Source organism: Gordonia sp. NPDC003585, assembly GCF_040610755.1.
In the GTDB taxonomy this organism is placed as follows: domain Bacteria; phylum Actinomycetota; class Actinomycetes; order Mycobacteriales; family Mycobacteriaceae; genus Gordonia.
The window spans coordinates 14,176-28,001 of the sequence record NZ_JBEXMX010000047.1; the positions used below are offsets into that span (position 1 = coordinate 14,176).

Here is a 13,826-nt window from a genome sequence, read left to right on the forward strand (position 1 = left end):
CACAAATCACTGTCGCTACATTGGTGGGATGCCGAAGTCTCGACACGTACCGAGCGCCGGGGATTCCACCGACGTCATCGACACCGACGTCGTCGACACCAAGGTCGTCGACACCGACGTCGACGGTGACGCCGCCGACGGCCCTGACGTGACCGACGACCCGGCCGAGGTGTCCCTCGTCAAGGACCCGACGCCGCTCGACGGGCAGGCATTCTTGGCTGCCAACCGCACAAATCGAGAAAAGTATCGAGTCGAGGCGGAGCGCAAGGCGGCGCGCGAAGCGGCGAAGGCCGACCGGAAGGCCGGTCGTCGGGGAGCGTCGGACGACGCCGACGATGCCTCGGACAAAGTCGATGCCGTTGGCGCGGCAGACGAGGCAGACCCCGCCGAGATGGCCGTGGATCGGATACCTCGCAAACTCGAGGCAGGCGATCGTGCCGCGACAACGGGGAGTCGCTTCCGGGTGGGCGGTAGTCGGAAGACCTTCTTGGTGATCGCAGCGTTGGCGGCGCTCGTGGTCGCATTGGCGGTCTCCACCGCGTGGCTGGCCGTGGCGTATCGAGATGCCAAGTCGGACAACGTCGCGGCGTCGTCAGGCTTTGACCCGACGACACAGTCGGCCGTCGATGCCGCGCGTAAGTACGCCGTCGAACTCACCAGCTACGACTCGGCGAACTTCGCCGACCTCGATCGTCGGATCGAGGCGGTCTCGACACCCAAGTTCGCGCAGTCGTACATCGCGTCGTCGCAAGATGCGCGTCGGGGCAGTGCGCAGGTCAAAGCGGTGTCGTCGGCCAAGGCCGACAACGCCGCGATCATGTCGGTCGACGAGGGCAAATACGTCGTGCTGCTCACGCTGGACCAGACAGTGACGTCGCCGGAGATCCGGAAGGCCAAGCCGGACGGAATTCTCTACCAATCCCGCGTGAAGATGACGCTGGTCCAGTCCGACGACGGGCGCTGGCTCATCGACGATTTCGACGTCGTCTGAGTCTCGGAAATCTCATTCGCCCAGCAGAATTCGTGAGCTCAGCGCGGTGATCCGCGCCTCGGAGGGTTGCTGGGGGAGTCGCGCCAAGTCGGTGATCACGTTGAGTGCCGCGTGCACGAGGAAGCGGGCCTGAGTTGCGCTCAGATCGGGTCGCCACCGGGTCACCCAAGTCGCCCATTCCTCGACGGTGAGTCGTTGCTGGTTGCGCAGCGCCGTGCGCTGCGTCGGCCCGACATGCCCGATCTCGGTGACATACACGGTGATCAACTCGGTACTGCCGCAGGTCAATCCGACATAGCGGGTGACGAGTGCGACGATCGCCTCGCGAGGGGTGCTCGACGCGGCGAGTGCGTCGGTGATCGACGCGGTCACTCGCTCGGCGGCACGCCAGAACGCGGCCTCGAGGATCGCCGACTTGCTCGGGTAGTGCCGGTAGACACCTGATGCGGGTATCCCGGCGGCGCGCGCGATGTCGTCGATGGTGACGTCCCGGAATCCGCGCGCGGCAAACAGGTGGATCGACTCGGCCAGGACCACCTCCCGCTTGGCCGCGGGGAGCAGTCCGGTGCCGGGTGTGGCTGTGGTGGGGTCGGTCGGCGGGGGTAGATCGACCTGGACGAGATCGGTTGCCGCGTCACGGATCAGGGTATGTGCCTCGCGGGCCGGGAGCGCCGCTCGGTGCGTGGCCGGGCTGGCCACCACGCTCGTCATTGCCGCGGTGATCAGATCGGCGTCGGCGTCGCTCAGGCCGGGTCGGCGTCGTTGTAGCGCGGCCCGGATGCGCCGGTGCTGGTTGATGACCACCTCTCGCACGAGGTCGGCGTCGGCACCTTCGAGGTAGCGGGCCTCCCAGCGATAGAGGCCACCGGTGCGGCGGTTCTCGATCGACGTGGTTGTGATGGCGCTGAGCAGGTCGTCGAGTTCGGTGGGTGAACCCGGTTCGACCCCGTCGACGGCGCCGCTCAGCCCGTGCGCCAACTGTGCGGTCGTCTCCGCGAACAGTGCGTATTTCGTCGGAAAGTGGCGATAGAGCGCGGGCGCGGAGATGCCGACCGCGTCGGCGATGTCCTCGAGCCGCACAGTGTGGAAACCCCCGGCGCTGAACGCCTTGGCGGCCGCGTCGAGGATGAACTGTCGCCGCGCAGCAGGGCGTCGCCGACGAGGTGCGCCGGCGTCTGCGGCAGGCACGTCGGATGGCGTGGTCCCTGGTTGTGCGGTCATGACGGTTCAGCCTAGCCGGATGCAGTCTTCGCGTGACCGATTTATGTCGCAGGCACAAAAAGACCAGGAAGACCGCGTGTGTGGCCGTGATAAGTTAACCGGTATTCTCGTGATGTGGGTCGCACTATGGTAGTAAGGTCAGGACCCGATGGGACGGATATGTCCGGTTGTGTCTATCGATGCCGTGGCGTGGAATGTCATGGCGGACGAGGAGTGCTGTGAGCGACGGTGCGGTGACGGAGAAGGTGACGGATAGGCCGACGACGGGGATCGGGGCCAGCGGAATCGGGACCAACGTCGATGAGCGCGGCGTCGCGCGTCTGACGATCTCGCGGCCCGAACGCATGAATGCGCTCGATGGTGCGGCGTCGGCCGCGATCATCGAGGCCCTCGACGCGTGGGCGTCCGACGACGACGTCCGTGCGGTGGTCATCGACGGTGCCGGCGGCAGCTTCAGCACCGGCGCAGACGTCATCGCGATCGCCGAGAATGCCGCCAAGAACGCTGCGTCGGGGTCGGCCGGCCTCACGCCTGAGCAGGCGCGCCAGACGATCTCGGGTGGCTCCGAGCTGGCGCGTGCCGTGCGCCGGGTGCCGGTGCCGGTGATCGCCTCGGTGGACGGCGCGGCCGTGGGTATCGGTGCTTCGCTGGCCATTGCGGCCGACCTCGTCTACGCGACGTCGCGGTCGTACTTCCTGCTCGCGTTCATCAACATCGGGCTGATGCCCGACGGCGCGGCCTCGATGCTGCCGGCCGTGTCGGTGGGTCGTGCGCGTGCCAACGCGATGGCTTTGCTGGGCGAGAAGCTGCGGGCGTCCGCCGCTTACGACGCCGGACTGGTGACGGCTGTCCTCGACGACCGTGCCGCCCTCGACGCCGCGGTCGACAAGGCTGCGAACAAGGTCGCGTCCTCGAGCCCGGCCGCGATGCGGCTCACCAAGGCCGCGCTCGACGCGCACACCATGGCCGGGTTCGAAGCCGCCCTCGAACGCGAACTCGCCGGTCAGACGTCGCTGTTGCAGTCACCCGAGTTCCAGGCCGCACTCGCGGCCTTCACCGGCAGGTAGCCTGCCGACCAAAAGTGTTGTGGCCGAGCTGATCTCGCTCGCCACCGATACCACTCGACAATCAATTCGCACGTCCGAAGAAGAAGGAGACACCGATGACCGCCACCCTCGATTCGAGCAGCGATCTCGTCACCGAGCCATTGCGCTCCCGCCGCAATCACTGGAACAACCAGATTCGCCGCCATGCGTTCATGACACCGGACAAGCCTGCGCTGAAGTTCATGGGGCAGGTCACCACGTGGAAGCAGCTCGACGAACGGTCGCGCGCATTCGCCGCCGCCCTCAGCCGTCGAGGCGTGCAGTTCGGTGACCGAATCCTGCTGATCCTGCTGAATCGTTCGGAGTATGTCGAGGCGACGCTGGGCGCCAACCTCATCGGCGCAATTCCGGTGCCGGTCAACATCCGGATGAGTCCCGCCGAGATCGCGTTCCTCGTCACCGACAGCGGCGCGAAGGTCATCGTCACCGAGTCGTTGCTCGCACCGCTGGCCGACGCGGTCAGCGCCGCGACCGGCGCGATCGACGCCACCGTCGTGGTGGGCGACACCCAGAACGAGGCGCACCTGAAGTTCGAGGACCTGGTGGCCGAGGACTCCTCGGACCTGCCGGAGATCGACGTCCCGGAAGAGACCGTCGCCCTCATCATGTACACCTCCGGCACCACCGGAAAGCCCAAGGGCGCCATGCTGACCCACCAGAACCTGCAGGCGCAGGCGGTGACCTGTCTGCAGGCGTTGAACACCCGGTCCGACGATGTGGGCTCGTGTGTTGCGCCGATGTTCCACATTGCCGGCCTCGGCGCGATGGCGCCGCTGTTCTACATGGGTGCGCTCTCGGTGATCCACCCGTTGGGGGCGTTCGACCCCAACGACATGCTCGACACCCTCGAGAAGGAGGGCACCACCTCCATCTTCCTGGTGCCCGCTCAGTGGCAGGCCGTGTGTGCCGTGCAGCAGGCCAAGCCGCGTGACCTCAAGCTGCGTGTCATCAGCTGGGGTGCCGCGCCCGCCTCGGACAGCGTGCTCAACGCCATGAACGAGACGTTCCCGGATGCCATGAACGTGGCGGTCTTCGGTCAGACCGAGATGTCGCCGATCACTTGCGTGCTCGAGGGCCGCGATGCCCTGCGCAAGATCGGTTCCATCGGCAAGGTCGTGCCTGCGGTCACCGCGCGCATCGTCGACCCGGAGATGAACGACGTCGAACCGGGCGTCGTGGGCGAGATCGTCTACCGCGGACCCAACATGATGAAGGGCTACTGGCAGAACCCGCAGGGCACCGCCGACGCATTCCACGGCGGCTGGTTCCACAGTGGCGACCTGGTCCGCCAGGACGAAGAGGGCTTCATCTACGTCGTCGACCGCGCCAAGGACATGATCATCTCCGGCGGCGAGAACATCTACTGCGCCGAGGTGGAGAACGTGCTCTTCGGCCACGAGAAGATCGTGGAGGCCGCGATCATCGGCCGCGCACACGAGAAGTGGGGCGAGGTGCCGGTGGCGGTCGTCGTGCTCGCCGAGGGCGTCGACGACCTCACCCTCGAGGACCTCGAGCCGTACCTCAACGAGAACCTCGCGCGATTCAAGCACCCCAAGGACATCGTGATCGTCGACGAGCTGCCCCGTAACGCGGGCGGCAAGGTCGTCAAGCCGACGCTGCGCAGCAGCTACGGCAGCAAGGACGCCGGACTGGCGAACTGACGCCGCACCGCATCACCGGACACCGACCCGGACGCCTGTTACGGCGTCCGGGTCGTTCGCGTCGAAGTGGTCGATAACTGCGTGTGACCTGCGAATATGCGAATCTCAAGAAACGCACATTAGAACACGTTTCATTTTTCGGATTCAGTGACTACCCTCACAGGAGAAATCACCATTGCGGGTGGAATTCCCGGCGGATCGATGTCGTCGGGGCGAATGGAGGATGTGACGTGAAGACAAAGGGTGCACTGCTTCGGGAACTCAACAAGCCGTGGCAGATCGAGGAGATCGAGATCGGCGACCCCAAGGCCAGTGAGATCAAGATCCGCATGGAAGCGGCCGGCATGTGCCACTCGGATCATCATCTGATGACCGGCGGCATCCCGATGGCGGGCTTCCCGATCCTCGGTGGCCACGAAGGGGCGGGCGTCGTCGAACAGGTCGGTGAGGGTGTAACCGACTTCGAGGTCGGCGACCACGTGGTGCTGTCGTTCATCCCGTCGTGTGGCAAGTGCCCGTCGTGCAAGGCCGGTCTGGCCAACCTCTGTGACTTCGGTGCGATGCTCCTGCAGGGCGAGGCGGTGTCGGACAACACCTTCCGCATCCACACCGCGGCGGGGGAGAACGTCTACCCGATGACGCTGCTCGGCACCTTCTCGCCGTACATGGTGGTGCACGAGGCGTCGGCGGTGAAGATCGACAAGGACATCCCGTTCGAGGTCGCCGCCCTGTGCGGCTGCGGTATCCCCACCGGCTACGGCTCGTCGACCCGCAGCGGTGACGTGCGGCCGGGCGAAGATGTCGCGATCGTCGGCGTCGGCGGTGTCGGCACCGCCGCGCTGCAGGGTGCGGTGATCGCGGGCGCCCGCAACATCTTTGCGATCGACCCGGTCGAGTGGAAGCGCGAGCAGGCCCTGAAGTTCGGCGCCACCCATGCTTTTGCGTCGGTCGAGGAAGCGGCGATGTCGATCGCGGAGATCACCCACGGGCACATGTGCCACAAGGTGATCGTCACGGTCGGCGAGGTACACGGCAAGGACGTCGACACCTGGATGGGCATCACCGCCAAGGCCGGCACCTGCGTGCTCACCGGCATGGGCAACATGATGGAGAGCGATGTGACCCTCAACCTCGCGATGCTGACCCTGCTGCAGAAGAACCTGCAGGGCTCCATCTTCGGTGGTGCCAATCCCAAGCTGGACATCCCGAACCTGCTGTCGATGTACAAGCTCGGCAAACTGAACATCGCCGACATGATCACCCGGCAGTACCGTCTCGACCAGATCAACGAGGGCTACCAGGACATGCTCGACGGCAAGAACATTCGCGGCGTCATCCGCTACACCGACGAAGATCACTAGCCGTTCGTAAGTTGCGATGGCGGTCGGGTCTCGTACTCGGCCGCCATCGGTGTGTCTGGGCCGGAGCGCGGCGGTAACGTGGCCTGTTGTGGCGGCACTCGAAGCGTTGGCGGACTGGCCGGTTGACCGTGTGTCAGGGGCGCTCATCATGCCCGACGGCGTGGTCGAGGAGTTCGGCGACACCGGTGCGGTCTTCGAACTCGCCTCGGTCACCAAGCTTCTCGTGGCCGAGGCGGTACTCGTCGCCGTCGAGGAGGGGGCGGTCGAGCTCGACGATGCCGCCGGGCCTCCCGGCGCGACGGTCGCGCATCTGCTCGCACACGCGTCGGGCCTGGCGTTCGGCACACGCGACGTCGAGGCGCCGGTAGGGGAACGGCGCATCTACTCCAGCGCGGGTTTCGAGGTGCTGGCCGAGGTCGTCGAATCGGCCACGCAGATCGCCTTCCCGGAGTATCTCGCCGGTGCGGTATTCGAGCCGCTGGGTATGGCGTCCTCGGAGTTGGCCGGTCCCGCCGGACATGGTGCGCGGTCGAGTGTCGCCGACCTCACGGCGTTCGCGTCCGAACTCTTGGCGCCACAGCTCTTGTCCCGGGAGACCTCAGATCTGGCGACGTCCGTGCAGTTCCCGGGGCTCGACGGCTTTGTGCCCGGCTACGGCAAGCACCGCCCGAACGACTGGGGTCTGGGGTTCGAGATTCGCTCGAACAAGTCGCCGCACTGGACTGGATCGTCGAATTCGCCACGGACGTTCGGGCATTTCGGCCAGTCCGGCACATTCCTGTGGGTCGACCCCGAACTCGGCGCCGCATGTGTCGTGTTGACCGACCGCGACTTCGGAGCCTGGGCCAAGCCGCTGTGGAGTGAGTTCAACGACGCCGTGGTCGCGGCGATCCGGTCGTCGGACTGATCCGGCCGGTGACCGGGGCCGTTGAGCTACGGGAATCTGTACGTGCGAGGCCGCCCAAGTGCACAGTGCAGTCGGTCGGGCCGGGGCGTACCGCTTTCCGACGGCAGTTTCGTCACGTAAGTGATAGATAATCGCACGAGAAACTGGCGCAACACGTGCACCATGGGGCACAATAAACCACAACGATGTGATATCCGGTATCGCGAGGTGTGTTGGGGAAGACGTTCCTCGTCGACAACCGGAGGTGAAGACGGTGCGCAATCTGAACCAGTTTGCGGACATGACGACTGGAGTGGTGTACATCCACTCGGCGCCGGTGGCGCTGTGCCCGCATGTGGAGTGGGCTCTGTCGTCGACCCTGAATGCGCGGGCCAACCTCAAGTGGTCCGCGCAAGAGGCCGACCGCGGATTGCAGCGCGCGACGGTGGACTGGGCAGGCCCGGTGGGTACCGCGGCCCGCTTGGTCACTGCGCTGCGCGAGTGGTCGGCGCTGCGTTTCGAGGTCACCGAGAACGCCAGCGACGGCGTCGACGGCGAACGCTTCAGCTACGTACCGGGTCTTGGTCTGTGGCGCGGTTCGACGAGCGCGAACGGCGACGTGGTGATCGGGGAGATGCAGCTGCGGACGATGATCGAGGCGCAGCCCGACAGCGCCGGCCTCGCCGGTGAAGTGGAAGCCGCTCTCGGAACCGCGTGGGACGAGGCGCTGGAGCCGTATCGCATGGGCGGTGCGGGCGCCGAGGTCACCTGGCTACAGCAACGGGTCGGCTGAATTTCGTCAGCGGGCGGGCGCTGCCCTTCGAGGCTCGCAAGCTCGCACCTCAGGGAGCGGTGGAGGCTCGCAAGCTCGCACCTCAGGGAGCGGTGGAGGCTCGCAAGCTCGCACCTCAGGGAGCGGTGGTTCACACCTCAGGCAGTGGTGGTTCACACCTCAGGCAGTGGTGGTTCACACCTCAGGCAGTGGTGGCAGGCAGCCTACAGCGGAATGTTCTTGTGCCGCCCGCGTCGTGCCGGTGCGGCCGCGAGGGCCTCGGCGATGATGCTGCGGGTCTTGGCCGGATCGATGATCTCGTCGACCACGCCGATCGACTGAGCGCGTCCCACGCCGCCCGCGATGGCCTCATGCTCGGCTGCGAGACGCTCGTGCAGGGCCTCTCGCTCGTCGTCGGGTGCGGCGGCGAGGGCTTTCTTGTGCAGGATGCCGACGGCTGCCTTGGCGCCCATGACGGCGACCTCGGAGCCGGGCCAGGCGTAGACGGCGGTGGCGCCGAGGGCACGCGAGTTCATCGCGATGTAGGCGCCGCCGTAGATCTTGCGGGTGACCAGGGTGACCCGCGGAACGGTGCATTCGGCGAAGGCGTGCAACAGTTTTGCACCGCGTCGAACGACGCCGTTCCATTCCTGGCCGACACCGGGCAGGTAACCGGGGACGTCGGTGATGACCACGAGGGGAACACCGAACGCGTCGCAGAGGCGGACGAATCGGGACGCCTTCTCGGCGCTCTCGGAGTTGAGGCAGCCGCCCATGCGGAGCGGGTTGTTGGCGATCACGCCGACGCTGCGGCCGGCGAGCCGGCCGAATCCGGTCACGATGTTCGGGGCCCAACGGGCTTGCAGCTCTTCGAAACTGGAGATCTCGGTTTCGCCGTCGGCGGCGAGCTGGGTGTCGAGCAGCTGCTCGACGATGGGGTGCACATCGTAAGCGCGTCGATTGGACTCGGGGAGAAGGGCTTTGAGGTCGGTGTCACCGGCCTGCGCCTGCTCGCGGTTGAAGTGGCCCTGTCGGCTGAAGGTCGACACGAGACGCCGTGCGCGCCAGAACGCGTCGGGCTCGGAGTCGGCGACGATGTGGCACACGCCGGACTTCTTGCCGTGGGTGAGGGGCCCGCCGAGCGATTCCATGTCGACGTCTTCGCCGGTGACGCTGCGGACGACGTCGGGGCCGGTCACGAACACCCGGCCGGCCGGAGCCATGATCACCACGTCGGTGAGTGCCGGACCGTAGGCGGCGCCGCCTGCGGCGAAACCGACGACGACGGAGATCTGCGGGATGTAGCCCGACGCGCGGACCATCGCCTCGAAGACCTGGCCGACCGCGTGGAGAGCTTCGACGCCCTCGGCCAGTCGAGCACCGCCCGAATGCCAGATGCCGATGACCGGCGCCTGTTCGGTGATGGCGGTGTCGATGGCGTTGACGATGTGGGCACACCCCACGACACCCATGGCACCGCCCATGACGGTGCCATCGGTGCAGTAGGAGACGGTACGAACGCCGTTGACGAGGCCGATCGCCGCCTGAACGCCCGATTTGTCGCGCGAGTGCAGCAACGACATCGAGCCTTCGTCGAAGAAGTTGGTCAACCGCAGCAACGGGTCGCGGGGGTCGGCAGCTTCTTCATGGCCGCTGATCGGAGCCAAGGTCGTCATTCGCGGTCTCCTGCAGGGTGTCGGGGGTGTGTTGGCGGATTCAGTAACGACCGAAGGCGATCGCCACGTTGTGCCCACCGAATCCGAAGGAGTTGTTGATCGCGTAGTCGATCTGTCCATAGCGGGGCTCGCCGTGGACGACATCGATGTCGCACTCCGGATCCTGGTTCTCCAAGTTGAGCGTGGGAGGGATGACCCCTTCTTCGACGCTCTTGATGGTCAGCACCGACTCCAGCGCCCCGACTGCGCCGATGGAGTGTCCGAGTGCCGACTTGGGTGCATAGACCGCAGCGTGCTGGCCGACCGCCGACACGATGCCGACGGCCTCGGCGGTGTCACCGATGGGTGTCGCCGTGGCGTGGGCATTGATATGGGTGATGTCGGTCTTGCTCAGACCTGCGGTCTGGATGGCGCGGGCCATGGCCCGCGCGTTGCCCTGACCGCTGGGGTCGGGGGCAACCAGGTGGAAACCGTCGGACGTGATGCCCGCACCGAGAACGCGGGCGTGGATGTGAGCGCCGCGCGCCTTGGCGTGCTCTTCACGCTCGAGGATCAGCATCGCGGCGGCCTCGCCGAACACGAATCCGTCACGGTCCTTGTCGAACGGCCGGGAGGCGCCCGCAGGATCGTCGTTGCGTGTGCTCATCGCCCGCATCATCGAGAAGGCCGCGATCGGAATCGCATCGATATGACCTTCGACGCCACCGGCGACGACCATGTCGGCGTCACCCATGACGATGTGACGCCACGCGTGTGCGATCGCCTCGGCGCCCGAAGAGCATGCCGAGACAGGGGTGATCACTCCGGCGCGCGCGCCGACATTGAGGCCGGCAACCGCGGCCGGACCGTTGGGCATCGCCATCGAGACGGCCAGCGGGGAGACCTTGCGGTAGTTGCCGGACTGCTCGATCGCCTTGACGTTGTCGACCATCGCGTCACCGCCGCCCTGACCGGTACCGATCACGACAGCGAGACGCTCGGGATCGACCTCGGGCTCACCGGCGTGCGCCCAGAGACGCTTGCTCATGACGTGCGACACGCGCTCGACATAGGCCATACGACGCGCCTCGATGCGGGTGACCTCCTCGGCGGGGTCCTTGAGCATCCGCCCGCCGATACGGCACGGCAGTTCGCCGTACTGGGTGACGAAGTCGTCGGTCAGCAGCCGGATGCCGGACTCGCCGGCGAGAAGACCCTTCCACGTGGAGTCGAGGTCTTCGCCCAGCGAGGTGGTGGCCACCATGGAGGTGACCACCACGCTCGGGAAGTTCCCGCCCAGCGTCGAATATTCGCGGAGGGAGGGGGAGCTCACGAGTTCTTGTCTGCCTCGACCTGGGCGGCGATGGCAGCTGCGGCCTCGGGGTTCTCGGCTTCGAGCTTCTGGATGTAGGCAACCGCGTCACCGACGGTGCGCAGGCCGGCGAGATCCTCGTCGGGGATCTTCACGCCGTACTTGTCCTCGGTCTGCACGGCGATCTCCACCATCGACAGCGAGTCGATGTCGAGGTCGTCGACGAACGACTTCTCCAAGGTCACCTCGGACGGCTCGATGCCGGTGACTTCCTCGATGATTTCGGCGATGCCGGCAATGAGTTGTTCCTGGGTGGCAGCCACTGTGTGGTTCCCTTCTTGATTCTCTTGGGTGATTACTCGCTCCGGAGCGCGACGAGGGCAGCATTCGCCCACGGGCGCTTGGACAACCGGCACACTGCCGATCTTCCGGGGGTCAGGCAACTAAGCCGTGACCGCTATCCAAGTTCGGTGATCTTCGCGATGTCGGCGGGCGCCTTGAGGGCGACCGCGGGGGTGCCCTTGAGCTCGCGCTTCGCGATGCCGACCAGCGTGCCGGCCGGCGGGAGTTCGACGATTGCGTTCGCGGCGTTGTCGCGGAGGTAGGCCGAGCACAGGTCCCAGCGGACCGGGCTGGTCACCTGGGCGACGAGCTTCGTCAGTGCGTCCGCGCCGTTCGCGACCGGCTGACCGTCGGAATTCGACAGCAGGGTGCGGTTGGGGTCGGCCGGGGTGATCCGCGCAGCCGCCTCGGCGACAGCCTCCTGGGCCGGCGCCATGTAGCGGGTGTGGAATGCACCGGCGACGGCGAGCTTACGGATGCGCGCCTTTTCCGGCGGAGCGGCGATGAGTTCGTCGATCGCCGATTCGGCGCCGGCGGCGACGATCTGCCCGGCGGCATTGCGGTTGGCCGGTACGAGGTCGAGTTCGGCGAGACGTGCCAGCACCTGCGCTTCGTCACCACCGAGAACGGCGGCCATCGTGGTCGGTTCCAGTGCGCAGGCCCGGGCCATCTCGGCGCCGCGGACGGCGGCGAGGGTCACAGCCTCGTCGGAGCTGATGACTCCGGTGATGGCGGCCGCGGCGAGTTCGCCGACCGAATGGCCGGCCACGACCGCGTCGTCGGGGAGTTCGCCACCCTTGCGCACCTCGTCGAAGGCCAGGAGCGCCGAGGCGACGACGAGCGGCTGGGTGACTGCGGTGTCGGTGATTTCCTCCGCGGTCGCGGAGGTGCCGAGGCGTTCCAGATCGAGGCGGGTCAGCTTCGACCAGGTCGCAAGTTGATCACGCGCGCCAGGAAGATCCAGCCACGGCGTGAGCATGCCGGGCGTCTGGGAACCCTGTCCGGGGGCAAGCATCGTTAGCACGTGACCAGAGAACACCGTTTGAACGACATATGTGGGTGTAGAGAAGCATGAACCTTGTCGAGCACTTTTGTGGGGTTCCTACAAACTTCACCTTGGCGTCACCTGGTTCGTCATCACACTGAGATTCGTTACCCAACCGTGTCTTCGGGCGCTCTAACTGCGGAAACGTCGAAATGGCCGTGTTACGGATGTTTCCTATGTTGCTTGTGTAGGCGATTCGTGTCGGAAGTGTGTCAGTCGACCCACAGTCGCTGCGATCCTCAGTACGTACGCGTCGCGCGGGTTAGTTGGATCACGTCCTGTGATTTCTGAAATTTTCTTCAGTCTGTAACGAACCGTATTTGGATGGATATACAGAACACGGGCGCACGACTCGACCGAACCGCCCGAGTCGAGGTATGCCTCCAAAGTGGAGTTCAGCGTGGCCCCACCCTTCTCCAGCGGTCGGACGAGGGATTCGCTCAATGCGGCCATCGCGGAGTCATCCCCGTTCAGAGCGCGTTCGGGGAGAAGTTCGAGGCTGTGCACCGGTCGTGGTGCGTTCGGCCACCCGACCACGGCGGTGATTCCGGACATGGCCTCGGTGGCGCTCGCGTGCGCACTTCCCAGGTTCGGCATGGTGGGACCGATCACCACCGGACCGTCGGCGAAATGGCCGAGCAGGGCGGTCGTGAACTTCTCGGTCGGTTTGATCGGGCCGCTGACGATGGCCACCAGCAGCGAGCCTTGCACCACCGACAGCGCCGACCGGTCGTGTGCACGTGCGGTGTTGTGGATCGCGAGGGGGACCGACACGTTCTGCTCGGGCGGTGGCGCGCCGACGATGACCGTAGCGGGGGCGTCGGAATCCCAGTTCAAGGCTGCGGCTCGGGAGAGCAGCTGCGGCCCCGTGTCGCCGCGGACCACGGCGTCGACGACGAGTGCCTCCAGGCGCGAGTCCCACGCGCCACGTGATTCCGCCGCCGACGCATAGATCGAGGCCGCGGCGAAACCGATCTCGCGGCCGTAGCGCAGGACCGACTCGGTGAGCGCTCGGAGCTGCGCGTCGTTGCGGGCGAGAAGCGGCAACCACTTCTCGAAGAACTCCATCGCGACCCGCACCATCTCGACCGTCTGCAGCAGCGTGATGCGTCGGGCCAGATCCTGCGGCACCACCTGGAATGCCTGGACGGTGAACTTGACGTTGCCCTCGGGGTCCTGAATCCACTCGACGAAGTTGACGACCGCGGTCTGCACCACCAGTTGCACACTGGCCCGCTGCGCGGCGTCGAGGTCGCCGAAGTACGGCAGCTGATCCTGCATCGAGTGAACCGCCTCGGTGGCGAGACGGCCGCTGTACTGCTTCACCCGGCGCAGCAGTGTGTCCGGCAGGGCGTCGTGCACAGTGGCCGGCGCAGGCACGTGTGCACCACGCTCCCCGAACACGTCGATGCTCGGGGGCTGCTGGTTGATCCGTGCGTCCGACACCACTCCAATGTAGTGGTCGGTGGAGGTG

At 66.2% G+C, this 13,826-nt stretch carries 12 protein-coding genes; 6 read left to right on the plus strand and 6 right to left on the minus strand.

Features of this window, described 5'->3' with window-relative positions:
* The first annotated feature begins 28 nt into the window (after positions 1-28).
* Positions 29-991: a hypothetical protein gene (locus tag ABZW74_RS14445; RefSeq protein WP_240862237.1), complete on the plus strand. Its 963-nt coding sequence runs from the start codon at positions 29-31 to the stop codon at positions 989-991.
* Between the two features lie 12 nt (positions 992-1,003).
* Here ABZW74_RS14445 and ABZW74_RS14450 read toward each other — a convergent pair whose 3' ends face one another.
* Positions 1,004-2,212, minus strand: coding sequence for a TetR family transcriptional regulator (locus tag ABZW74_RS14450; RefSeq protein WP_240862239.1), 1,209 nt, complete (start codon positions 2,210-2,212; stop codon positions 1,004-1,006).
* 245 nt (positions 2,213-2,457) lie between these two features.
* On the opposite strand from ABZW74_RS14450, the gene ABZW74_RS14455 reads away from it, so the two are divergent.
* The 5 genes from ABZW74_RS14455 to ABZW74_RS14475 all read left to right on the plus strand — a co-directional run bounded on the left by ABZW74_RS14455 (position 2,458) and on the right by ABZW74_RS14475 (position 8,019).
* Positions 2,458-3,279: an enoyl-CoA hydratase-related protein gene (locus ABZW74_RS14455; protein ID WP_355277041.1), complete on the plus strand. Its 822-nt coding sequence runs from the start codon at positions 2,458-2,460 to the stop codon at positions 3,277-3,279.
* A gap of 95 nt (positions 3,280-3,374) precedes the next feature.
* Positions 3,375-4,979: a fatty-acid--CoA ligase FadD5 gene (fadD5, locus tag ABZW74_RS14460; protein ID WP_240862241.1), complete on the plus strand. Its 1,605-nt coding sequence runs from the start codon at positions 3,375-3,377 to the stop codon at positions 4,977-4,979.
* Between the two features lie 230 nt (positions 4,980-5,209).
* A complete protein-coding gene (locus ABZW74_RS14465; protein WP_240862243.1) occupies positions 5,210-6,340 on the plus strand; it encodes an NDMA-dependent alcohol dehydrogenase in 1,131 nt (376 codons plus the stop codon).
* An 88-nt stretch (positions 6,341-6,428) separates the two neighbouring features.
* Positions 6,429-7,247 (plus strand): serine hydrolase domain-containing protein, encoded by an 819-nt coding sequence (locus tag ABZW74_RS14470; RefSeq protein WP_355277021.1) that lies wholly within the window; start codon positions 6,429-6,431, stop codon positions 7,245-7,247.
* A gap of 253 nt (positions 7,248-7,500) precedes the next feature.
* Positions 7,501-8,019, plus strand: coding sequence for a DUF3145 domain-containing protein (locus ABZW74_RS14475; protein WP_240862248.1), 519 nt, complete (start codon positions 7,501-7,503; stop codon positions 8,017-8,019).
* Positions 8,020-8,222: 203 nt separating this feature from the next.
* Here the strand turns inward: ABZW74_RS14475 and ABZW74_RS14480 are convergent, their stop codons facing one another.
* From ABZW74_RS14480 to ABZW74_RS14500, 5 genes are all read right to left on the minus strand, one after another.
* Positions 8,223-9,674 carry a carboxyl transferase domain-containing protein gene (locus ABZW74_RS14480; protein WP_240862249.1) on the minus strand — a complete coding sequence of 484 codons (1,452 nt, stop codon included), beginning with the start codon at positions 9,672-9,674 and terminating at the stop codon, positions 8,223-8,225.
* 40 nt (positions 9,675-9,714) lie between these two features.
* Positions 9,715-10,986, minus strand: coding sequence for a KasA/KasB family beta-ketoacyl-ACP synthase (locus ABZW74_RS14485; protein WP_308221091.1), 1,272 nt, complete (start codon positions 10,984-10,986; stop codon positions 9,715-9,717).
* Positions 10,983-11,288, minus strand: a complete 306-nt coding sequence (gene acpM / locus ABZW74_RS14490) for a meromycolate extension acyl carrier protein AcpM (RefSeq protein WP_240862251.1) — start codon at positions 11,286-11,288, stop codon at positions 10,983-10,985. The genes ABZW74_RS14485 and acpM overlap by 4 nt, the downstream gene beginning before the upstream one ends.
* A 134-nt stretch (positions 11,289-11,422) precedes the next feature.
* Positions 11,423-12,331 (minus strand): ACP S-malonyltransferase, encoded by a 909-nt coding sequence (locus tag ABZW74_RS14495; protein WP_240862253.1) that lies wholly within the window; start codon positions 12,329-12,331, stop codon positions 11,423-11,425.
* Between the two features lie 195 nt (positions 12,332-12,526).
* Entirely contained in the window at positions 12,527-13,798 is a 1,272-nt protein-coding gene (locus ABZW74_RS14500; RefSeq protein ID WP_240862255.1) for a helix-turn-helix domain-containing protein, read from the minus strand.
* Positions 13,799-13,826: the final 28 nt, after the last annotated feature.

Bases quoted from the DNA above. Each gene is read 5' to 3' on its own strand.
- ABZW74_RS14445 (WP_240862237.1), top strand. From the start codon at position 29: ATGCCGAAGTCTCGACACGTACCGAGCGCCGGGGATTCCACCGACGTC.
- ABZW74_RS14450 (WP_240862239.1), bottom strand. From the start codon at position 2,212: ATGACCGCACAACCAGGGACCACGCCATCCGACGTGCCTGCCGCAGAC.
- fadD5 (WP_240862241.1), top strand. From the start codon at position 3,375: ATGACCGCCACCCTCGATTCGAGCAGCGATCTCGTCACCGAGCCATTG.
- ABZW74_RS14480 (WP_240862249.1), bottom strand. From the start codon at position 9,674: ATGACGACCTTGGCTCCGATCAGCGGCCATGAAGAAGCTGCCGACCCC.